General features: G+C 66.0%; 17 protein-coding genes. 8 read left to right on the top strand and 9 right to left on the bottom strand.

The window, feature by feature from the left end; translation table 11 throughout:
• The gene (gene cofH / locus ACODRZ_RS10415) at positions 1-2,319 is read left to right on the top strand and encodes a 5-amino-6-(D-ribitylamino)uracil--L-tyrosine 4-hydroxyphenyl transferase CofH (protein WP_488970407.1); all 2,319 of its coding nucleotides are present in this window, start codon (positions 1-3) and stop codon (positions 2,317-2,319) included.
• Positions 2,320-2,419: 100 nt separating this feature from the next.
• On the opposite strand, the gene ACODRZ_RS10420 is transcribed toward cofH, so the two are convergent.
• From ACODRZ_RS10420 to ACODRZ_RS10430, 3 genes are all read right to left on the bottom strand, one after another.
• Complete coding sequence (locus tag ACODRZ_RS10420) at positions 2,420-2,896, bottom strand: VOC family protein (protein ID WP_488970408.1); 477 nt, start codon at positions 2,894-2,896, stop codon at positions 2,420-2,422.
• Between the two features lies 1 nt (position 2,897).
• Positions 2,898-4,082, bottom strand: a complete 1,185-nt coding sequence (locus ACODRZ_RS10425; RefSeq protein ID WP_488970409.1) for a sulfotransferase family protein — start codon at positions 4,080-4,082, stop codon at positions 2,898-2,900.
• Positions 4,083-4,206: 124 nt separating this feature from the next.
• On the bottom strand, positions 4,207-5,088 hold the full coding sequence (locus tag ACODRZ_RS10430; protein ID WP_488970410.1) for a helix-turn-helix transcriptional regulator: 882 nt from the start codon (positions 5,086-5,088) through the stop codon (positions 4,207-4,209).
• Positions 5,089-5,260: 172 nt separating this feature from the next.
• Between ACODRZ_RS10430 and ACODRZ_RS10435 the strand changes: the two genes are divergently transcribed.
• Genes ACODRZ_RS10435 through ACODRZ_RS10445 form a run of 3 tightly spaced genes read left to right on the top strand, consistent with a single transcriptional unit; the run spans position 5,261 to position 8,314 of the window.
• Positions 5,261-6,052 (top strand): SDR family NAD(P)-dependent oxidoreductase, encoded by a 792-nt coding sequence (locus ACODRZ_RS10435; RefSeq protein WP_488970411.1) that lies wholly within the window; start codon positions 5,261-5,263, stop codon positions 6,050-6,052.
• An 11-nt stretch (positions 6,053-6,063) separates the two neighbouring features.
• On the top strand, positions 6,064-7,071 hold the full coding sequence (locus ACODRZ_RS10440) for a zinc-dependent alcohol dehydrogenase (RefSeq protein ID WP_488970412.1): 1,008 nt from the start codon (positions 6,064-6,066) through the stop codon (positions 7,069-7,071).
• 1 nt (position 7,072) lies between these two features.
• On the top strand, positions 7,073-8,314 hold the full coding sequence (locus ACODRZ_RS10445; protein WP_488970413.1) for an MBL fold metallo-hydrolase: 1,242 nt from the start codon (positions 7,073-7,075) through the stop codon (positions 8,312-8,314).
• Between the two features lie 134 nt (positions 8,315-8,448).
• On the opposite strand, the gene ACODRZ_RS10450 is transcribed toward ACODRZ_RS10445, so the two are convergent.
• Entirely contained in the window at positions 8,449-9,234 is a 786-nt protein-coding gene (locus tag ACODRZ_RS10450) for an SDR family NAD(P)-dependent oxidoreductase (RefSeq protein ID WP_488970414.1), read from the bottom strand.
• 220 nt (positions 9,235-9,454) lie between these two features.
• Between ACODRZ_RS10450 and ACODRZ_RS10455 the strand changes: the two genes are divergently transcribed.
• Complete coding sequence (locus tag ACODRZ_RS10455; RefSeq protein WP_488970415.1) at positions 9,455-10,258, top strand: SDR family NAD(P)-dependent oxidoreductase; 804 nt, start codon at positions 9,455-9,457, stop codon at positions 10,256-10,258.
• A gap of 39 nt (positions 10,259-10,297) precedes the next feature.
• Here the strand turns inward: ACODRZ_RS10455 and glmS are convergent, their stop codons facing one another.
• The 4 genes from glmS to ACODRZ_RS10475 form a co-directional block, all read right to left on the bottom strand.
• Positions 10,298-12,121, bottom strand: a complete 1,824-nt coding sequence (glmS, locus tag ACODRZ_RS10460; RefSeq protein WP_488970416.1) for a glutamine--fructose-6-phosphate transaminase (isomerizing) — start codon at positions 12,119-12,121, stop codon at positions 10,298-10,300.
• 18 nt (positions 12,122-12,139) lie between these two features.
• Positions 12,140-12,520 (bottom strand): type II toxin-antitoxin system VapC family toxin, encoded by a 381-nt coding sequence (locus tag ACODRZ_RS10465; protein WP_488970417.1) that lies wholly within the window; start codon positions 12,518-12,520, stop codon positions 12,140-12,142.
• Complete coding sequence (locus tag ACODRZ_RS10470; RefSeq protein WP_488970418.1) at positions 12,517-12,894, bottom strand: ribbon-helix-helix protein, CopG family; 378 nt, start codon at positions 12,892-12,894, stop codon at positions 12,517-12,519. The genes ACODRZ_RS10465 and ACODRZ_RS10470 overlap by 4 nt, the downstream gene beginning before the upstream one ends.
• A gap of 116 nt (positions 12,895-13,010) precedes the next feature.
• Positions 13,011-13,841, bottom strand: coding sequence for an AIM24 family protein (locus ACODRZ_RS10475; RefSeq protein WP_488970419.1), 831 nt, complete (start codon positions 13,839-13,841; stop codon positions 13,011-13,013).
• 196 nt (positions 13,842-14,037) lie between these two features.
• On the opposite strand from ACODRZ_RS10475, the gene ACODRZ_RS10480 reads away from it, so the two are divergent.
• Entirely contained in the window at positions 14,038-14,751 is a 714-nt protein-coding gene (locus ACODRZ_RS10480) for a tetratricopeptide repeat protein (RefSeq protein ID WP_488970420.1), read from the top strand.
• Positions 14,752-14,920: 169 nt separating this feature from the next.
• Here the strand turns inward: ACODRZ_RS10480 and glmU are convergent, their stop codons facing one another.
• Positions 14,921-16,288 carry a bifunctional UDP-N-acetylglucosamine diphosphorylase/glucosamine-1-phosphate N-acetyltransferase GlmU gene (glmU, locus tag ACODRZ_RS10485; protein ID WP_488970421.1) on the bottom strand — a complete coding sequence of 456 codons (1,368 nt, stop codon included), beginning with the start codon at positions 16,286-16,288 and terminating at the stop codon, positions 14,921-14,923.
• A 61-nt stretch (positions 16,289-16,349) separates the two neighbouring features.
• On the opposite strand from glmU, the gene ACODRZ_RS10490 reads away from it, so the two are divergent.
• Both ACODRZ_RS10490 and ACODRZ_RS10495 read left to right on the top strand, forming a co-directional pair.
• Positions 16,350-17,048, top strand: a complete 699-nt coding sequence (locus tag ACODRZ_RS10490; RefSeq protein ID WP_488970422.1) for an HAD-IA family hydrolase — start codon at positions 16,350-16,352, stop codon at positions 17,046-17,048.
• A gap of 60 nt (positions 17,049-17,108) precedes the next feature.
• Positions 17,109-17,987 (top strand): isocitrate lyase/PEP mutase family protein, encoded by an 879-nt coding sequence (locus ACODRZ_RS10495; protein WP_488970423.1) that lies wholly within the window; start codon positions 17,109-17,111, stop codon positions 17,985-17,987.

A 17,987-nucleotide genomic window follows, 5' to 3' on the forward strand; every position in this document is an offset into this window, starting at 1 on the left:
ATGGCACGCGATGACGACGCACTGATAACCCGACTCCTTTCGGCGCCTCTGGACGCGCTGCTGGCGGAGGCGCGCGCGTTGCGCGATGCGCGGTGCGGGCCGCTCACTCCGGCTCGGATGACGTACTCGCGCAAGGTCTTCATCCCCCTCACGCGGCTCTGCGCCGACGTGTGCCACTACTGCACCTTCGCGACGACGCCCTCCCGGCTGCATGCGCCCTATCTTACCGAAGACGAAGTGCTGGAGATCGCGCGCGCCGGAGCGGCTGCAGGCTGCAAGGAGGCGCTGTTCACGCTCGGCGACGCGCCCGAGCGGCGCTATGCGGCGGCTCGCGAATGGCTGGCGGAACGCGGTTTCACACGCACGATCGACTACGTGCGTCACTGCGCGGGGCGTGTGCTCAAGGAGACGGGCCTGCTGCCCCACGTCAACGCTGGCGTGCTGGACGAGGAAGACTGGCGGACGCTGCGGCCGGTCGCGGCGTCGGTCGGCCTGATGTTGGAGAGCACGTCGGAACGGCTGCTCGACAAGGGCATGTGCCATCATGGATCGCCGGACAAGGCGCCGGGCGTGCGCCTCGCCTCGCTGGCGGCGGCGGGGCGGGCGCAAGTGCCCACCACCAGCGGCGTGCTCATCGGCATCGGCGAGACGTCGGTGGAGCGTATGGAGGCGCTCGTTGCCCTGCGCGACCTGCACCGTTCGCACGGCCACCTGCAGGAAGTCATCGTCCAGAACTTCTGCCCCAAGCCCGGCACCCGGATGTCCGGCGCGATCGAGGCGAGCGAGGCGGACTTCCTGCGGACCGTGGCGGCCGCGCGGATCGTCCTGCCGTCCGAAGTATCGGTGCAGGCGCCGCCGAACCTCAATGACGAGCGCCTGGTCGAACTGATCGATGCGGGGATCGACGACTGGGGCGGCATCTCGCCGGTGACGCTGGACCATGTGAACCCCGAAGCGCCGTGGCCGGAAATCGCTCGGTTGGAGGGGATATGCGCCCGCGCCGGATTGCCGCTGGTCGAACGGCTGACGATCTATCCACGCTTCGTCGAGGCGCAAGGATGGCTCGATCCGGCGATTCGTCCGGCAGTTCTCCGGCTTGCCGACGCGGAAGGGCTGGGGCGCGACAGTCGCTGGAGCCCGGGCGTTGCGGACCGTGCGCCGGGAAGCGTCCACACACCGTTGGGCGCAAGGCACGATGGCCCCGTGGCATCGCGCCTGCACCGGATACTCGACCGCGCCGCGGGCGGCTTTGCGCTTGGCGAGGAAGAGATCGCAGCGCTGTTCGCGACACGCGGAGCGGCTGCGCAGGCGGTGGTTGAAGCCGCCGATGCGCTGCGGGCCGAGGTGCGCGGCGACGTCGTCACTTACGTCGTCAACCGCAACATCAATTATACCAACATCTGCACGCATTCCTGTTCGTTCTGCGCCTTTTCCAAGACCAGCAGCAAGGCGGGCCATCGCGACAAGCCCTATGACCTTGACCTCGACGAGATCGCCACCCGCGCCCGCGAGGCGGTGGCGCGCGGGGCCACGGAAGTATGCCTGCAGGGCGGTATCCATCCGCGCTACACCGGCGAGACCTACCTTTCGATCCTGCGTGCGGTGAAGGATGCGTGTCCCGACCTGCACGTACATGCCTTCTCGCCGCTGGAAGTGAGCCAGGGCGCGCGGACGCTGGGAATGCCGGTGTCGGACTACCTCTCGATGCTGCGCGATGCCGGGCTCGGCTCGCTTCCCGGCACGGCGGCGGAGATCCTGTGCGACGATGTGCGTGCGAAGATCTGTCCGGACAAGCTGACGACGGCAGAATGGCTCGACGTGGTCGGTTCGGCGCATCGGGTGGGGCTGCCGACGACCTCGACGATCATGTTCGGCCATCTGGAAAGTCCGCTCCATTGGGCGCGGCACTTGTTGGCGCTGCGCAACCTGCAACTCGATACCGGCGGGATCACCGAGTTCGTGCCGCTGCCGCTGGTCCACATGGAGGCGCCGTTCTATCGCAAGGGCCAATGCCGCAAGGGACCGACCTGGCGCGAGGCGGTGATGATGCATGCGGTCGCCCGGCTGGCGCTGCACGGGGCGATCGCTTCGATCCAGGTCTCATGGGTGAAGCTGGGCATGGACGGCGCGGCGGCGGTTCTGGCGGCTGGCGCCAACGATCTGGGCGGCGTGCTCATGGACGAGAGCATCAGCCGCGCGGCCGGCGCCTCGCACGGGCAACTGGCCGAAGTCGCCGACATGCGCGCGGCGGCCGAGAGCGTCGGGCGCAGGTTGCGGCAGCGGACGACGCTTTACGGCGAGGTGGGAGTGATGGCCTGACCCTTCGACAAGCTCAGGGTGAGCGGGTTTTGGATAAATCTCCAGTCCCGCTCAGGCTGAGCCTGTCGAAGCCCCCGCGTGACAACGCACGGCGGCTTCCTCACATCGCCCGGATATGCTGCCACATCGGTTCGGGCATCCAGGTATATTCGATGTAATGCCCGAAGACCTTGCGGGCATCGAGATAGAGGAACTTCAGTCCGCCCTCCGGCTCGCCGGTCAAGTCGCGCTCCATGGCGATCGGGAACTCCTGCGCGTCCACCCGCGAACGAAAGTCCGACCAGTCCGGCACCCGGAAACAGATATGGTGGAAGCGCAGCGGGCCGCCATTCGACAGGCAGTTGGCATAGATTCCCACCTCGTCGATCTCGTTCTCGATGAGTTCGTACTGCAAATCGCCGATCCAGATGAAGCAGATGCGCCCCTTCTGCCGCTTCGGGCCGGAGGGCGTCAGCACCGTCTGGTCGACCGGGATCACCGTGGGCTCCTTTACAAGCCCACGGCCCCGGAACAGGTCGATGCCCGCGTCCAGATCGTCACAGATGTAGGCGTTCTGGTAGTGCAGCCCTTCGAGCATCTCAGCCCTCCCGCGCAACGTCGTAGCGGGAGAGGTAGCGCTCGAAGAGGGGCTCCAGTGCGTCTTTGGTGAGGCCGTACTGCGCCAGCTTGTATTCGTGACGGCCGAACTTGTCCTGCGGGTTGTCGTCCACCCACTTTTGAACGCCTGCTTCGGCCTCAGCGGTCCATTCGTCACCCAGCGCCGCGTAGACCTTCCTCGTCGCGGCGACCGGGTCCTCGACGATGTCGGCGTAGTGCACGTCGATGATCTTGTCCTCGCCGTACTTGTCGCGAAAATCCATGATGCGGTTGGCGTGCTCGGCCGCCTGCCAGGGATAGTCCTCGGCCAGCCACTCGGCATCGATCCGGCCCATGTGCGCCTGGTGGCTGAGCGAGATCACCGAGCACAGCGAACCCGTCGCGGTGAAGGGATCGCGGTGGGTCCAGATCACGCGGGCATCGGGATAGACCTTGAAGATCGTCTCCAGCCACAGCGAGTGGCTGGGCTTCTTGACGTTCCAGACCCCGCTGGTGTGCTGCTGCAGGATCTGCAGGAACTTCTTGTGATACTCATAGGCGCTGGTCATATCGCACGAGAAGATGAAGTCCTTGTAGAGCGGCAGCTTGCCCTTGGACTCGATCATCAGCGTCTTGAAATCGTGCGCCATGAAGAACACGCACTCGTTGGGGTAGACCGCCGAGCCGCGATAGTACTTGCCCATGGCCGGATTGGCTTCCAGCGCGGCCTGCTCCTGCGCAAGCCGGGCTGTCGCGCGCGGGTCGGTCGTCAGCAGCGCGTTCGAGGCGACCGGCGGCACCGGATCGTCGATCTCCCAGGTCAGCGGCGAACGGCGCGACGGGTCAGCAGCGAGGAGGTTCGACATCAGCGTGGTGCCGGTGCGCGGCACGCCCATGACGAAGACCGGGCGTTCGACCGGGCGCTGCAGCAGTTCCGGATTCTCGCGCAGGTATTGCGAGACCTTGAGGCGACCACGCAGGTAATGCAGCGTGTCATTCCGGGCGCGGGCGATGCCGTTCTCGCTCATCCAGCCCTTGTCGATGCCTTCGTTGAACGACTTGGTGAAGACGTCGAAGCCCTCGCGCCAGCTGTCGTTGTCGAAGCTGTCGATCCCGGTCTCCTTCATCGCCTGCTCGACGAGGGCATAGCCCAGATGGTGCCCAGTGGTGGTGGCGGTGGTAGCCATGGTGCGGTTGTCCTCTTCCCGGCGGCCGATCGGTCGGCCTTTCATGGGCACGAGATAGCCTGCCGAGGCCCCGCCGTGGCAACGCGGATGACCTGTTAAAACCAGACCTTCTGTCGAATTCAGGTCAAGACCCGACGGGCTCGGTGAGAACGCGCCCCTGCCTCTGGCGGAAGGTACTGGGGCTGGCTCCCACGGCGCGGCGGAAGGCGAAGGTGAAGCTGGAGGGAGAGGAAAACCCCATGGTGAAAGCGATGATCTTGACGCTCTCGCCCTCCATCAGCAGCCGCTTGGCGGCCTCCATGCGGCGCTGCTCGATGTAGTCGCCGATCGAGCAGGCGCGGCTGACCCGGAACCCCCGCGTGAGTTGCCGCACCGAAAGCGCGCACAGCTTCGCCAGTTCCTCCAGCGATGGCGCAGCGAGGTCGTCGGCAAGGCGCTCGTCGATCAGCCGCAGTCGCCAGCCGGAAAGCCCGCCGGTCATCGGGCGCTCGGCCACTTCAAGGCAGTGACGGCCCAGTTCGATCGCCAGTTCGCCGCCGAGAAAGCCCAGCATCCTTTGCGCGGCAAGGCCGGGATGGCGCACCTCAGCGGTGATGCGGAACAGCAGTGCGCGTATTTGCGCACTCCCGATGTCGAGCGCGGCGGCAAGATGCGGGTCGTCCCAGGTCAGGCGATGGCCGACGAGGTCGTGCACCAGTCCCGCGTCGATGGTGCAGGTCAGCGATGCCTGCCGCCCCGTACCGCCCTTGATGTGGAGTTCCTCGCCCGGCGGCAGCACGAATATGTCGCCCAGCCGTTCCAGTCGGTGCGGTCCCCATCGCTTGCGATAGCCGCCGCGCGATTGCAGCGGACGGGGGGTGAGGCACATGTTGACGTGGTAGTCCCGGCCGACCGCATGGACGGTGTCGGTCGGGTCGGGAATATCGAAGCGCACGATCTGCGCGGTCACGCCGCGCGTTTCCAGTTGCGCGTCGATGCACATCTTCGAACGGTGCGTCTCGGGCATCCTTATCTCCATCAGCGTCATCTTCGGCAGGTCGGCCGCAATGTGTCCCGGACGCCACGTTAGGGCTCGAATTCTATGCCTGCCGTGCTTGCCCGGCAATCCTCCCGCGAGGAACATCGCGCCGGTGAACATGCCGCGATGACGGCTCGGTTTGGGACAGAGGAAGACAAGGATGGCGAAAAGCCTGTTCGACTGCGCGGGCAAGGTGACGGTGGTGACCGGCGGCAACGGCGGCATCGGCTTCGGCTTCGCGATGGGCGTGGCGAAGATGGGCGGCGACCTCGCGATCTGGGCGCGCAACGCCGAGAAGAGCGCGAAGGCGAAGGCCGAACTCGAAGCTGCCGGGGCGGGGAAAGTCGTCGCCTATCAGGTCGATGTTTCGGAAGAGGCGAACATCGCCCAGGGCTATGAGGCGGTCATGGCCGACTTCGGGCGCGTGGACTGCGTCTTCGCGAATTCCGGGGCTTCGCCGCGCTACAACTCGGTCTTCGAGATGCCGACCGATCACTGGTACGACTTCCAGAAGACCGCGCTGCACGGCGCCTTCTTCACTCTGCGCGAAGGCGCGAGGCTGATGAAGGAGCGGGTCGAGGCGGGGGACGAGTCGGGCGGCAGCCTGGTCGCCTGCGGTTCGCTCTCGCTGTTCCAGGGACTGCCGGGGAAGATGGAGTACGCCTCGTCCAAGGCGGCGGTGGCGGCGGCGATCCGCTGCCTTGCCATCGAACTGGCCCCGCTGGGCATTCGCGCCAACGTGGTCGCGCCGGGCCTCGTCATCACGCCGATGATGGGCGAGGGCGCCCGCGCCGACGCGGTGGCACAGCACTTCGCCCCGACGATACCGATGAAGCGCACCGGCTTTCCCGCCGACTTCGAGGGCATCGGCGCCTACCTGTGCTCGGACGCCAGCAGCTTCATGACCGGTGAGACGATCACCATCGACGGCGGATACATGGTCCGGCCGTGAGGAGACAGCCAATGGAACTGCTCAAGATTCACGGTGTCGGCGACGTCCGCGTCGATCCCTACGAGCGCCCGCAGGCCGGGCCGCTGGATGTGGTCGTGCGGATGAAGTCGGTGGGCATTTGCGGCTCCGACCTCTCCTACATCAAGATGGGCGGCATCCCGCCCGGCGTCGAGACGGCGCTCGGCCATGAAGGCGCGGGGGACGTGCTGGAAGTCGGCTCGGGCGTCGAAGGTATCGCGGTCGGGGATGCGGTGATCGTCAACCCGATGATGACGCCGAGCAATATCGGCTCCGGCGGCCCCGAAGGCGCTTTTACGCAGGAACTGCTGGTGCGCGAGGCGCGGCTGGGCGAATCGATCCTGCCGATCCCGGAGGGCATCGACTACGACGTCGCCGCCATGTGCGAGCCGCTCGCCGTCGCCATGCACGGAGTCAATCGGGCCGAGGTGAAGCCCGGCGACAAGGTCGTGGTGTTCGGCTGCGGGCCGATCGGGCTCGGCATGCTGCTGTGGCTGATCGATCGCGGGGTGACCGACGTGGTGGCGCTGGACCTCTCGGAAGAGCGGCTGGAACGCGCCCGGGCGCTCGGCGTGCGGGCCGCGCTCAACCCGGCCGAGGTGGACTTGCGCGCGGAACTGGCGCGCCTTCATGGCGAAGTACCGAGCTACGGGCGCGTGGGCGTCGGCACCGATGCTTACATAGACGCGGCCGGGGCGCCGAACATCCTGACGCAAGTGATCATGATGGCGAAGTTCCACGCGCGTCTCGTCATCACCGCTGCCTACATGAAGCCGCTGGAGTTCCCGGTCGGTCGCATGCTGACCAGCGAGATGACCATAACCACCGCCGTCGGTTACCCCACCGAAATGCCCGAGGTGATCGCAGCCATGCCGCGCCTCAAGGACAAGATCGCCGCGATGATCAGCCACAAGCTGCCGTTCCGCGACGTCATGAAGGGCCTGGAGATCGCGGCGAGCCCGCAGTCCGCCAAGGTCATGATCAGCTTCGAGGAGGTCTGAAATGAGCGACGTAAAGGATGCAGGACCCAAGCTGGCCGGGCTGGTGCGCGCAGGCGACGAGCAGGCCGAGGCGATCCGGGTGACCGACTTTATCTTCCAGGCGAACGACATCTCCAACGCCTACCTCGTCACCACCGCCGAGGGTGACGTGATGGTCAACACCGGCTTCATGGACAATGCCGAGCGCACCAAGCGCCTGCTGGCGCCGCATCGGACCGGGCCGCTCGCCTTCGTGATCCTCACGCAGAGCCATGCCGACCACTACGGCGGCTTGCCGGAATTCCTCGAAGAGGGCACGCAAGTGATCGGCGGCCCCGGCTTCAACGAGGCTTTGGCCGATATGAACGGCCTGCAGGCCTTCTTCGGGCCGAGAAGCCGCAAGCTCTGGGGCTCGACGCTCAAGCGTGGTTCCACGCCCAAGCCGCCGCCGCACGTCGTGCCGGACATTCTCGTCGATCGCCGCCTGACGCTGGAACTCGGCGGGCGCACCTTCGAGCTGATCTCCACGCCTGAGGGCGAGACAGTGGACAGCCTCACCGTCTGGCTGCCGAAGGAGAAGATCGCCTTCACCGGCAATGTCTTCGGTCCGGTGTGGCTGTCGATGCCGTTTCTCAACACCCTGCGCGGCGACAAGCCGCGGTTGGTGCGCAATTACCTCAAGTCGCTTGAGGCCATTCGCGATCTTGGCGCGGAGATCGTTGTCACCGGCCACGGCGAGGCGATCGTCGGCAAGGATCGCATCCGCGCCGACCTCGACAAGCTGCACGCAGCGGTGTCCTTCGTGCGCGACTACACGCTCGATGGCATGAAGGCGGGCAAGGACGTCCATACCCTGATGCGCGAATTCGCCTGGCCCGAGGGGCTGGAGATTGGCGAATTTCACGGCAAGGCGAGCTGGGCGGTCAAGTCGATCTGGCGCGAGTATTCGGGCTGGCTGCACTATGAGGACGGTACCACCGCGCTCTACGGCGTGCCGCGCAGCAGCATCGATGCGGACCTTGTCGAACTGGCGGGCGGGGCGGCAAACCTTGCCCGGCGGGCGCAGGAGAAGCTGGATGGCGGCGCGGCGCTGGAAGCCGTGCACCTCACCGACATAGCCCTCGGCGCGGAACCGACCAACGCCGAGGCCATTGCCGTCCGCAAGGCCGCGCATGAAGTCCTGCTGGCCGAGAGCGGCGGACGCAATCTGTCGGAAACGATGTGGCTGCGCTCCGAACTCGCCGAGATGGAAGCGAAGCTCTAGGAATATTCCACTCTCATCTCGTCATTGCGAGCGAAGCGAAGCAATCCAGGGCGGTGTCAGACTGCTCTGGATTGCTTCGCTTCGCTCGCAATGACGAATTATGAGCGGGTGCTAATGGTCAGTGCCCGGACTTCTCAATCGTCGATCCTGACCATTCCGCCCAGAACCGGTCCGCCCGCGACGGCAATGGCCTCGCCCGTGATGTAGCTCGCCGCATCGCTGACCAGGAAGCCGACGAGCTGTGCCACGTCCTCGGGCTGGCCATAGCGGCGCAGCGGAAATACATGCGCGGCGCTGTCCGCGTCGAAGCCGGTCTTCTCCCACCCGGCGCGGGCCTTCTCGGTCGCGGTCATGCCGGGGGCGACGGCGTTGACGCGCACACCTGTTGGCCCCCATTCGGCAGCCGCGACGCGCGTGAACATCTGGGCGCCCGCCTTGGCCGCCGAATAGGCCGCCACGCCCTGCGTTCCGTGCATCCCGGCGACCGAGGACACGTTGACGATGCAGCCCTTCACCTTGCGCAAATGCGGAAACGCCGCCTGCGAGGCATACATCGCCGAATTGAGATTGAGCGCGATGTCGCGGTCCCATTTGGCCGGGTCCATCTTCGCAATGCCGACGTGCCCATGGGCTCCGCCCGCGTTGTTGACGAGGATGTCGAGCCGCCCGAAATGCACCGCTGCCGTCTCGACCATGGCCTGTACGGGCGACAGTTCGCGCACGTCGGCCTCCACCGCCAGACCCTTGCGGCCGAGCGCTTCGATCTCCGCCACCACCGCGTCGAGCGGCGTGCGCTTGCGACCCGCCACTGCAATGTCCGCGCCGCGGCGGGCCAGCAGCAGCGCGATGGCCCGACCAATGCCGGTGCCGCCGCCGGTCACCAGAGCCACGCGGCCGGTCAGGTCGAATTCCTCGAACATCTCTTCTCCTCTCCCTCCGGCAGTGTCACCAGCGTCGCCGCGATATTCGGGACGCTTCGGCCTTCCGGCTCTTGGCAAGCACCGTCGCAACTTATTCACTCGGGTCGGATGGCATGTGGGCATCGCCGGGATGATCGGCGGATGCGGGCAGTGCCAAGGGACTCGCAGATTAAGATAGTAAATACTATCTAATGCGCATGCAACATGGGAGCGGGATGAAATGAGCGAACACGATCTACTCGACCTTGGTGGACAAGTGGCGGTGGTCACCGGCGCCGGGCAGAACGCGGGACGCGGGATCGCGCTGGAACTGGCGCGCCACAATGCGGGTGGCATCGCGGTGAACGATTTCGTGCCCGAACGCGCGGAAGCCGTAGCCGAGGAAATCCGCGCGATGGGCGTGCCCGCGCTGGCGGTGCCGTTCGATGTCGGCGATCTCGATGCGATCCGCGCTGCCGATGCCGCGATCAGGGACAAGCTCGGCGCCGCGACGATCCTGGTCAACAATGCCGGGATGGCCGGGCCGGGAGGCTCGCTGCGTCCGACCCTCAACTTCTGGGAGGAGGAGCCCTCGGCCTGGGACCGCTATCTGCGCACCAACCTCTATGGCGTCTACAATGCCTGCTTTGCGTTCATTCCGAACATGGTGGCGGCGAAGAAGGGCCGCATTGTCACCATAGTTTCGGATTCGGGCCGCGTGGGGGAGCCCAAGCTGGCGGTCTATGCTTCGGCCAAGGCGGGGGCGCAGGGTTTCGTGCGCTCGATCGCCAAGGAACTCGGGCGCTACAACGTGACCAGCAACGCCGTCTCGCTGTCCTCGCTGATGCCGGACATGCCTGCGGAAAAGCTCGCCGAAGTCATGCAGGGCGATCACGCCAAGGCGCAGATGGCCCGCTACACGATCCGCCGCTACGGCAAGTCCGACGATGTCGCCGCGCTCGTGACGTTCCTGTGCTCCGACGCGGCGGAGTGGATCACGGGGCAGACCTATCCGCTCAACGGCGGTTACGCGCCTTCGATGTGAGGCAAGGGCGCGCGGTTCGCCAACCGCGCGCCTTCGCGTTCACTCGACCGTGACACTCTTGGCGAGATTGCGCGGCTGGTCGACGTCGGTGCCCTTCACGCAGGCGACGTGATAGGCGAGAAGCTGGACCGGCACCGCATAGACCAGCGGCGCGATCAACGGGTGGACACGCGGCATCTCGATGGTCGCGATGCAGCCTTCGCCCGCCTCGGCGATGCCTTCCGCGTCGGAGATCAGCACGACCTTGCCGCCGCGTGCGCGCACCTCCTGCATGTTGCTGACGGTTTTCTCGAACAGCGGGCCGGAAGGGGCGAGGACGATCACCGGCACCGCCTCGTCGATGAGCGCAATGGGGCCGTGCTTCATTTCACCCGAAGCATAACCTTCGGCGTGGATATAGCTGATTTCCTTGAGTTTCAGTGCACCTTCGAGAGCCAACGGGTAGTCCGGCCCGCGCCCCAGATAGAGCACGTCGCGCGCCGGGGCGATGAGGTGCGCCATGGCCGCGATTTCCTCGTCGTGGTCGAGCGCGGCGTTGAGGCTCGCGGGTGTGGCGAGCAGGTGCTGGACGACTTCCGCTTCCTCAGCGCGGTCCATGCGCCCGCGCTTGACGGCCAGATGCGCGGCGAGGGCGGCGAGAACGGCAAGCTGGCAGGTGAAGGCCTTGGTCGAGGCGACGCCGATCTCCGGACCGGCGTGGGTCGGCAGTAGCAGGTCCGCCTCGCGCGCCATCGTGCTGGTGGGCACGTTGACGACCACGGCGATAGTCTGCCCGGCCGCCTTGCAGTGCTTGAGCGCGGCGAGGGTGTCGGCCGTCTCGCCCGACTGCGAAATGAACAGGGCGAGGCCGCCGTCTTCCAGAACCGGGTCGCGGTAACGGAACTCGCTGGCCACATCGATATCGACGGGCACTCGGGCGAAAGTCTCGATCCAGTACTTCGCGACCATGCCCGCGTAGAAGCTGGTGCCGCAGGCGACGATGGTGATGCGCTTGACCGAACCGAGGTCGAAATCGATCTGCGGCAGCGCCACCGACTGGTCGACCTGGCGCAGATAGCTGCGCAGGGTCTGGGCGACGACGGTGGGCTGCTCGAAGATTTCCTTCTGCATGAAGTGGCGGAAATTGCCCTTCTCGATCGCCACGGCCGATGCGCCGGAGGTGACGACTTCGCGCTCCACCCGGTTGTTGTCGGCGTCGTAGATCGTCGCGCCCTCGCGAGTGATGACGACCCAGTCACCTTCCTCCAGATACGTGATCTTCTGGGTTAGCGGGGCGAGGGCCAGCGCGTCGGAGCCGAGGTAGGTCTCGCCGTCCCCGTAGCCGACGACCAGCGGCGAGCCGAGGCGGGCGCCGATCAGCATATCGGGGAAGCGGCGGAAGGCGATGGCGAGGGCGAAGGCGCCGCGCAGCTGGGGCAGCACCGCCTTGACGGCGTCTTGCGGGGACGCGCCTGCCTCGACCTGCTCGGACACCAGATGCGCGACGACTTCGGTGTCGGTCTGGCTCTCGAAGGTGCGGCCGCGCGATTCCAGTGCCTCGCGCAGCGGCTTGAAGTTCTCGATGATGCCGTTGTGGACGAGCGCCAGCTCGGCCGTCGCGTGCGGGTGGGCATTGGCGGCGGTCGGCGCACCGTGGGTGGCCCAGCGGGTATGGGCGATGCCGGTCAGGCTCGGCGCCGGATCGCGCGCCAGTTCCTTGACGAGGTTCATCAGCTTGCCCTCGGCGCGGCGGCGCACGAGCTGGCCGCCATGCAGCGTGCAGACGCCCGCGCTGTCGTAACCGCGATATTCCATCCGGCGCAGGCCGTCGACCAGCCGGTCCGCCACGTCTTCCTTGCCGACGATGCCGATGATGCCACACATGAGGAGAAAGCCTTAGATCTAGAGAGAGTAGGGGACGCGGATGCCCGGCATGCTTGCCGGGAAATCCTTGGTATTTCGTGTAACCAGAATGCGCCCGCGCACGATGGCGCTGGCGAGGATGATGGCGTCGGGTGAGCGCAGGCGCGCCCGCTCCCGGCGCAGGGATGCTGCGCGATCGGCGATCTCCGCGTCGATTTCGTCGATCGCGAAGTGCGAGAGATACTCTCGCGCCTTGCGCAGTTCGCGGCCTTCGCCTTTGGACAGCACTTCCAGCCATGCCATCCGGCTGATCCAGACCTGACCGCCCGCTGCGGCGGCGCGCTCCAGTTCGACCAGCGCGGCTTCCCGGCCGATCAGCGCATCGATCACGATATTGGCGTCGAACGCGAAGGAACTCATGGGGTCTTCGGCCTGCGCGGGGCAAAAGCGTCGGAACCCATCATCTTGCGATAGTATTCATGCTCGCGATCATGGTCCTCGTCGAAGAGATCCGGAAATTCTGCACGTACTTCCTCGTAGTCGTAGTCCCACGGACGGGCCGTCGAGGCCCGTTCGCGGCGCTGCCATTCGACCGAGTCGCCGATGTCGGTGCGATCTTTCCAGATGCCGGCGCCGCGCCGGATCCAGTCGTGGCCGCTGACCGGCTCGCTCTGCGCCTTGTAGGTGGCCACAGCCTCGCGCAGGACTGAAGCGCGCGACTTGCCGAGTTCGGCCGCGCGGGCGTCGAGCCAGCGGATGTCCTCGTCGGGGAGGTCTGCGAGAATGCGCGTCATGATATCGCGATATCATATCGTGATATCATCAGCAAGGCGGATGTATCGTGAGCCATGGCAGGACAGTGCCAGATCGGCGATGACCGGGCGCTGTCCTGAACATTACATTCGCGTCATCAATCGCCGTCGATGAGATTGCCGAATGAGCCAAGCAGCGATCCCTCGCCGCGGCTCTGGCCGCCTGTCGATCCAGCGGCCGCCAGCATCCGCCCGGCGAGCCGCGAGAACGGTAGCGACTGGATCCAGACTTTGCCGGGGCCGCGCAGGCGGGCGAAGAACACGCCTTCTCCGCCGAAAATCATGGACTTGACGGAACCTGCTCGCACCACGTCGAACTCCACGCTGGGCTGGAGTGCGGCGACGCAGCCGGTATCGACGTGGAGTTCTTCGCCGGGGCGAAGCTCGCGCTCGATCACGGTGCCGCCCATCTGGACGAAGACCCAGCCGTCGCCTTCCAGCTTCTGCATAATGAAGCCTTCGCCGCCGAACAGGCCGGTCATGATGCGCTGCTGGAAGTGGATGCCGATCGACACGCCGCGCGCGGCGCACAGGAAGGCGTCCTTCTGGCAGATCAGCCGTCCGCCGACTTCGTCCAGCTTGATCGGCAGGATCGCGCCGGGGATGGGTGCGGCGAAGGACACGCGCGCCTTGCCCGAGCCGCGATGGGTGAAGACGGTGGTGAACAGGCTTTCGCCCGTCACGAGGCGCTTGCCTGCGCCCAGCAGCTTGCCCATGAAGCCGCCGCCCTGATCCGCCGAGCCGTCGCCGAACACGGTGGTCATGTCGATGGAGGCGTCCTTCCAGACCATCGCTCCGGCCTCGGCCACCGCGCTTTCGCCGGGATCGAGTTCGATCTCGACGAACTGGAGTTCCTGGCCCTTGATCTCGAAATCGACGTCGTCGGAAAGCGATGAACTGCGCGTATGGCTCCAGGGGCTGTTTGCCATCGAAAATCTCCGTCGTCGGCCCACCAGCGGGCCATGTGCGATGAGACGAGGGTTTGGTTTCGGCAAGATGACTTGTCAAACCGCGCCGGTCGGATATTCTTAGCAGTTCAACGAACACTGTCTGACGATTGGCCCACGTAGAAGGGCTCGGCACAGACCGGCGCGGTATCGGTGTTTTGGGGAGAGGAAAACACCGATGAACGCTCGAATTGCGTCTTCCGTTCTTGTTTCGCTTTTCATTGCGGGAACGGCTCATGCCGAATCTGCGCAGCAACAGCCGCACCTTGTGGCGGCCAATTTCGCACCCGCCGCGCGGGTGACGGATACCCGCTTCGACGCCGCCGCCCATGTTCAGCAGGGCTACGATCTGATCCGCCAGGGCAAGCAGGCGCAGGCGGTCAAGCTGTTCGACAAGGTAATCGCCGATGCCGACCAGCGGCTTTCCGGCGATTTGCGCCCACGCCTCTGCCGTGATGGCGGGGCGGGCGCCGCCGGCAGCGTCGATGTCGATCCCGCGCTGTGCGAGGCGCATTTCGGCAAGGGCTTCGCGCTCATCGATCTCGGTCGCGGAGACCTTGCCGAGGCTGAATTGCGGCAGGCCTCGCAGATGGCGCCGGGCAACGCCCATTTCGCCAACGAGTACGCCGAACTCTTCAAGTCGCGCCGTGACTGGCAGGGAAGCTACGATCTGTTCGCCAAGGCGTGGGGCGTGGTCGACAAGTCCACTACCGGTAAGGACGCCCGGATCGCGGCGCGCGCGCTGCGGGGGATGGGCTTCACCAAGGCGGCGATGGGGCAGTATGACGAGGCGGAGAAGTTCTACGACCAGTCGCTGCAGTATGACCCCAAGAGCGAGATTGCCAAAGTGGAGTTGAGCAATATCGCGCGCAGGAAGGTGATTGGATCGTAAGATAGCAAGGCATTTGAAGATAAAGCCCGTCATCCCAGCGAAAGCTGGGACCGCTGGCAAATCTTTAGGCGCTACGTTGCGTTAGCACTTTCCAGCCGAGGGTTGGGCTCTACGCGGCCAGCGGTCCCAGCCTTCGCTGGGATGACGGGCGCTGTCCTTTGACGTCAGCTCAGCCCTTCAACTCGGCCTTTTTCTTCTTCATCGCATCATGGAAACGGTCGGCCCAGCCGGGCTTGACCAGTTGTTCCCCGCGAACGAGGCGCAGTTCGCCGTCCGCCACGTCGCGGGTGACCGCGCTGCCCGCCGCCACGATCGCATCGGCGCCGATCTTCACAGGCGCCACCAGCGCGCTGTTGGAGCCGATGAAGGCGCGCTCGCCGATCACGGTCTTGTGCTTGAAGTAGCCGTCGTAGTTGCAGGTGATCGTGCCCGCGCCGATGTTGGCGCCCGCACCGACCACCGCGTCGCCGAGGTAGGTGAGGTGGTTGGCCTTGGCGCCTTCGCCCAGCACGGCGTTCTTCATCTCGACGAAGTTGCCGATCTTGGACCCGGCCTTGAGCACCGCGCCGGGCCGCAGGCGAGCGTAAGGTCCGATGGCGACGCCGCTTTCCAGCGTTGCGCCCTCGAGGTGCGAGAAGGCGTGGATGACGACGTTGTCGGCGACGGTCACACCGGGGCCGAACACCACGTTGGGCTCGACGGTGACGTCGCGGCCGAGCTTCGTGTCCCATGCGAAGAACACGGTTTCCGGCGCGATCAGGGTCACGCCGTCGGCCATGGCCTCAACCCGGCGCTTCTTCTGCCAGCGCCCTTCCGCCTCGGCGAGTTCGCCGCGGCTGTTGATGCCGCCGACTTCGTCCGGGTCGTCAGTGACGATCACCGCGCAGGCGCGCCCTTCGAGCGTGGCGATATTGACGATGTCGACGAGGTAGTATTCGCCCTGCGCGTTCTCGTTGCCGACTTTGGCGAGCAGGTCGAACAGGTCGGCCGACTTAACCGCCATCAGGCCCGAGTTGCACAAGCGGCAGGCGCGCTGTTCCTCGGTGGCGTCCTTGTATTCGACCATCATCGCGATGCGCCCGTCGTCATGGGCGAGCACGCGGCCGTACTGCAGCGGGTCTTCGGGCTGGAAGCCGAGCACGACCACCGCCGGGGCATCCTCGGCATGGAGGCGGGCGATCATCGCGCGCATCGTCTCTTCGCGCACGAAAGGCACGTCGCCGTAGAGGATCAGCACGTCGCCGTCGAAGCCCGCCAGTGCGCCCTCGGCCTGCTGGACGGCGTGGCCGGTGCCGAGCTGCGGTTCCTGCACCGCGATCGTCGCGCGGCTTCCCAGCGCCTTTTCCAGCTGCTCGCGCCCATGCCCGGCGACCACGACCTGCCGCTGCGGTTCGAGCTGCGCGGCGCTCGCCAGCAGATGCTCCAGCATCGGTCGACCGGCGATCGGATGGAGCACCTTGTGCAGGTCGCTCTTCATGCGGGTGCCCTTGCCGGCGGCGAGGACGACGATTGCGAGGGGGTTACTGGCCAAAGTCATGGGTGCTCTCCTGCCAGCAAATTGTTGCGGTTTCCATCCCGAGCCTGCACTGCTTGGTGCAATGACCAGCTTTCCTTTTCAGATCGTCGGTTTCGACCTCGACGGAACCCTCCTCGACAGCCTCGGCGACCTTGGCCACGCGGTGAATCACGCGCTCTCGCTGGAGGGCCGCCGCGCCGTCCCGCGCGAGGAAGTGCGCGGGTTCGTGGGCGGCGGCGCGCGCAAGATGCTAGCCAATGCGCTCGTGGCGACGGGCGGCGCGGTGGACGACGTGCGCTTCGAGGAACTGCACGATGCGCTGCTCGCCTTCTACGAGGCCAACATCGCGGTGGAGACCTGCCTGTTCCCCGGCGGCGCGGCGATGCTGGACGAACTGGCAGCGCGCGGCGTGAAGATCGCCGTCGTCACCAACAAGCTGGAGCGGTTCGCGAAGAAGATCTTCGGCGAACTCGGGCTGTCGGAGCGGTTCTACACGGTGATCGGCGGCGACACCCTCGGCCCCGGCCGGGCCAAGCCGCGCCCCGACCTGCTGCAACTGATGCTGGAGCGGGGCGGTGAAGGGCGTGCGGCTTATGTCGGTGACACCACGTATGACACGCGCGCGGCTGCGGCTGCGGGGCTGCCCTGCATCGCCGTCAGTTTCGGCTTCAACGACCTGCCGCCCGGTGAACTCGGCGCGTCGGTGGTGATCGACCATTTCGACCAACTCGTCCCCGCGCTCGAGCGGATCGGCAACAACGCGGGGCCGATACCCGCCTGACCCGCTTGCCCGCCCAGCGGCTTCGTGCGAGCCCTCCGTTCGAGAGAGGGAGAGCCGACGATGCCGACACCGGGTGAAAAGCTGCGCGCGTTGATCGAGAACGGCGAGCATTTCGTCGCCGCCGAGGCCTACAGCGCGCTCACCGGGCGGATCGTCCAGCAGGTCGGGTTCAAGGCGGCGTATCTGGGCGGTCATGCCTGCTCGGCGTTTCACTATGCGGTGCCCGACAACGGCATCTTCAGCCAGATCGAGCAGATCGACCAGGCAGGCCGCATCGCGCAGGCCATGGATATTCCGCTGATCGCCGACGCCGATACGCTGGGCGAGACGGTGGCCGATGTATACCGCTTCACGAAGATGTACGTCGCGGCGGGGATCGCCGGGTATCACGTCGAGGACGAGGTGAATCCCAAGCATTCCAAGCACGTCAACGGGCTCTGCTCGATCGAGGAGATGCAGTGCCGCATCGAGGCGGGCGTGAAGGCGCGGGGCGACTCGGGACTGGTCATCATCGCGCGCTGCGATGAACTCTACACCAGCGTCAACGGTGGCGGCGGTTCGGGCTCGGTGGAAGAGGCGATCCGGCGAGGGCAGGCCTATGCCGAGGCGGGGGCCGACGCGATCGTCTTCGCCAGCGCTCCTCCTGAGCAGCAGGCCGAAGTCATCCCGCATATGCCGATCCCGGTCTGCACGCTCGGGTTCAATCTGCCCGATACGCGGTTCACGCTCTCGACCGGGTGGGGCTGGGTCTCGGCGGCGGTGAACCACCTGAAGATGGCGCGCGAGCTGATGGAGACCGGTTCGGTCGCCAGCGCGATGGATGCGTTCCGGAATTTTCCGGAGAAGTACGACCTGATCGATCAGAACCTGTACGACGATCTCATCGTCGACTGGGCGGAGCGGACCGGTAAGCCGACGCGGGCCAATCACGCGCGGTAA

Source organism: Novosphingobium sp. FG90 (genome assembly GCF_057808725.1).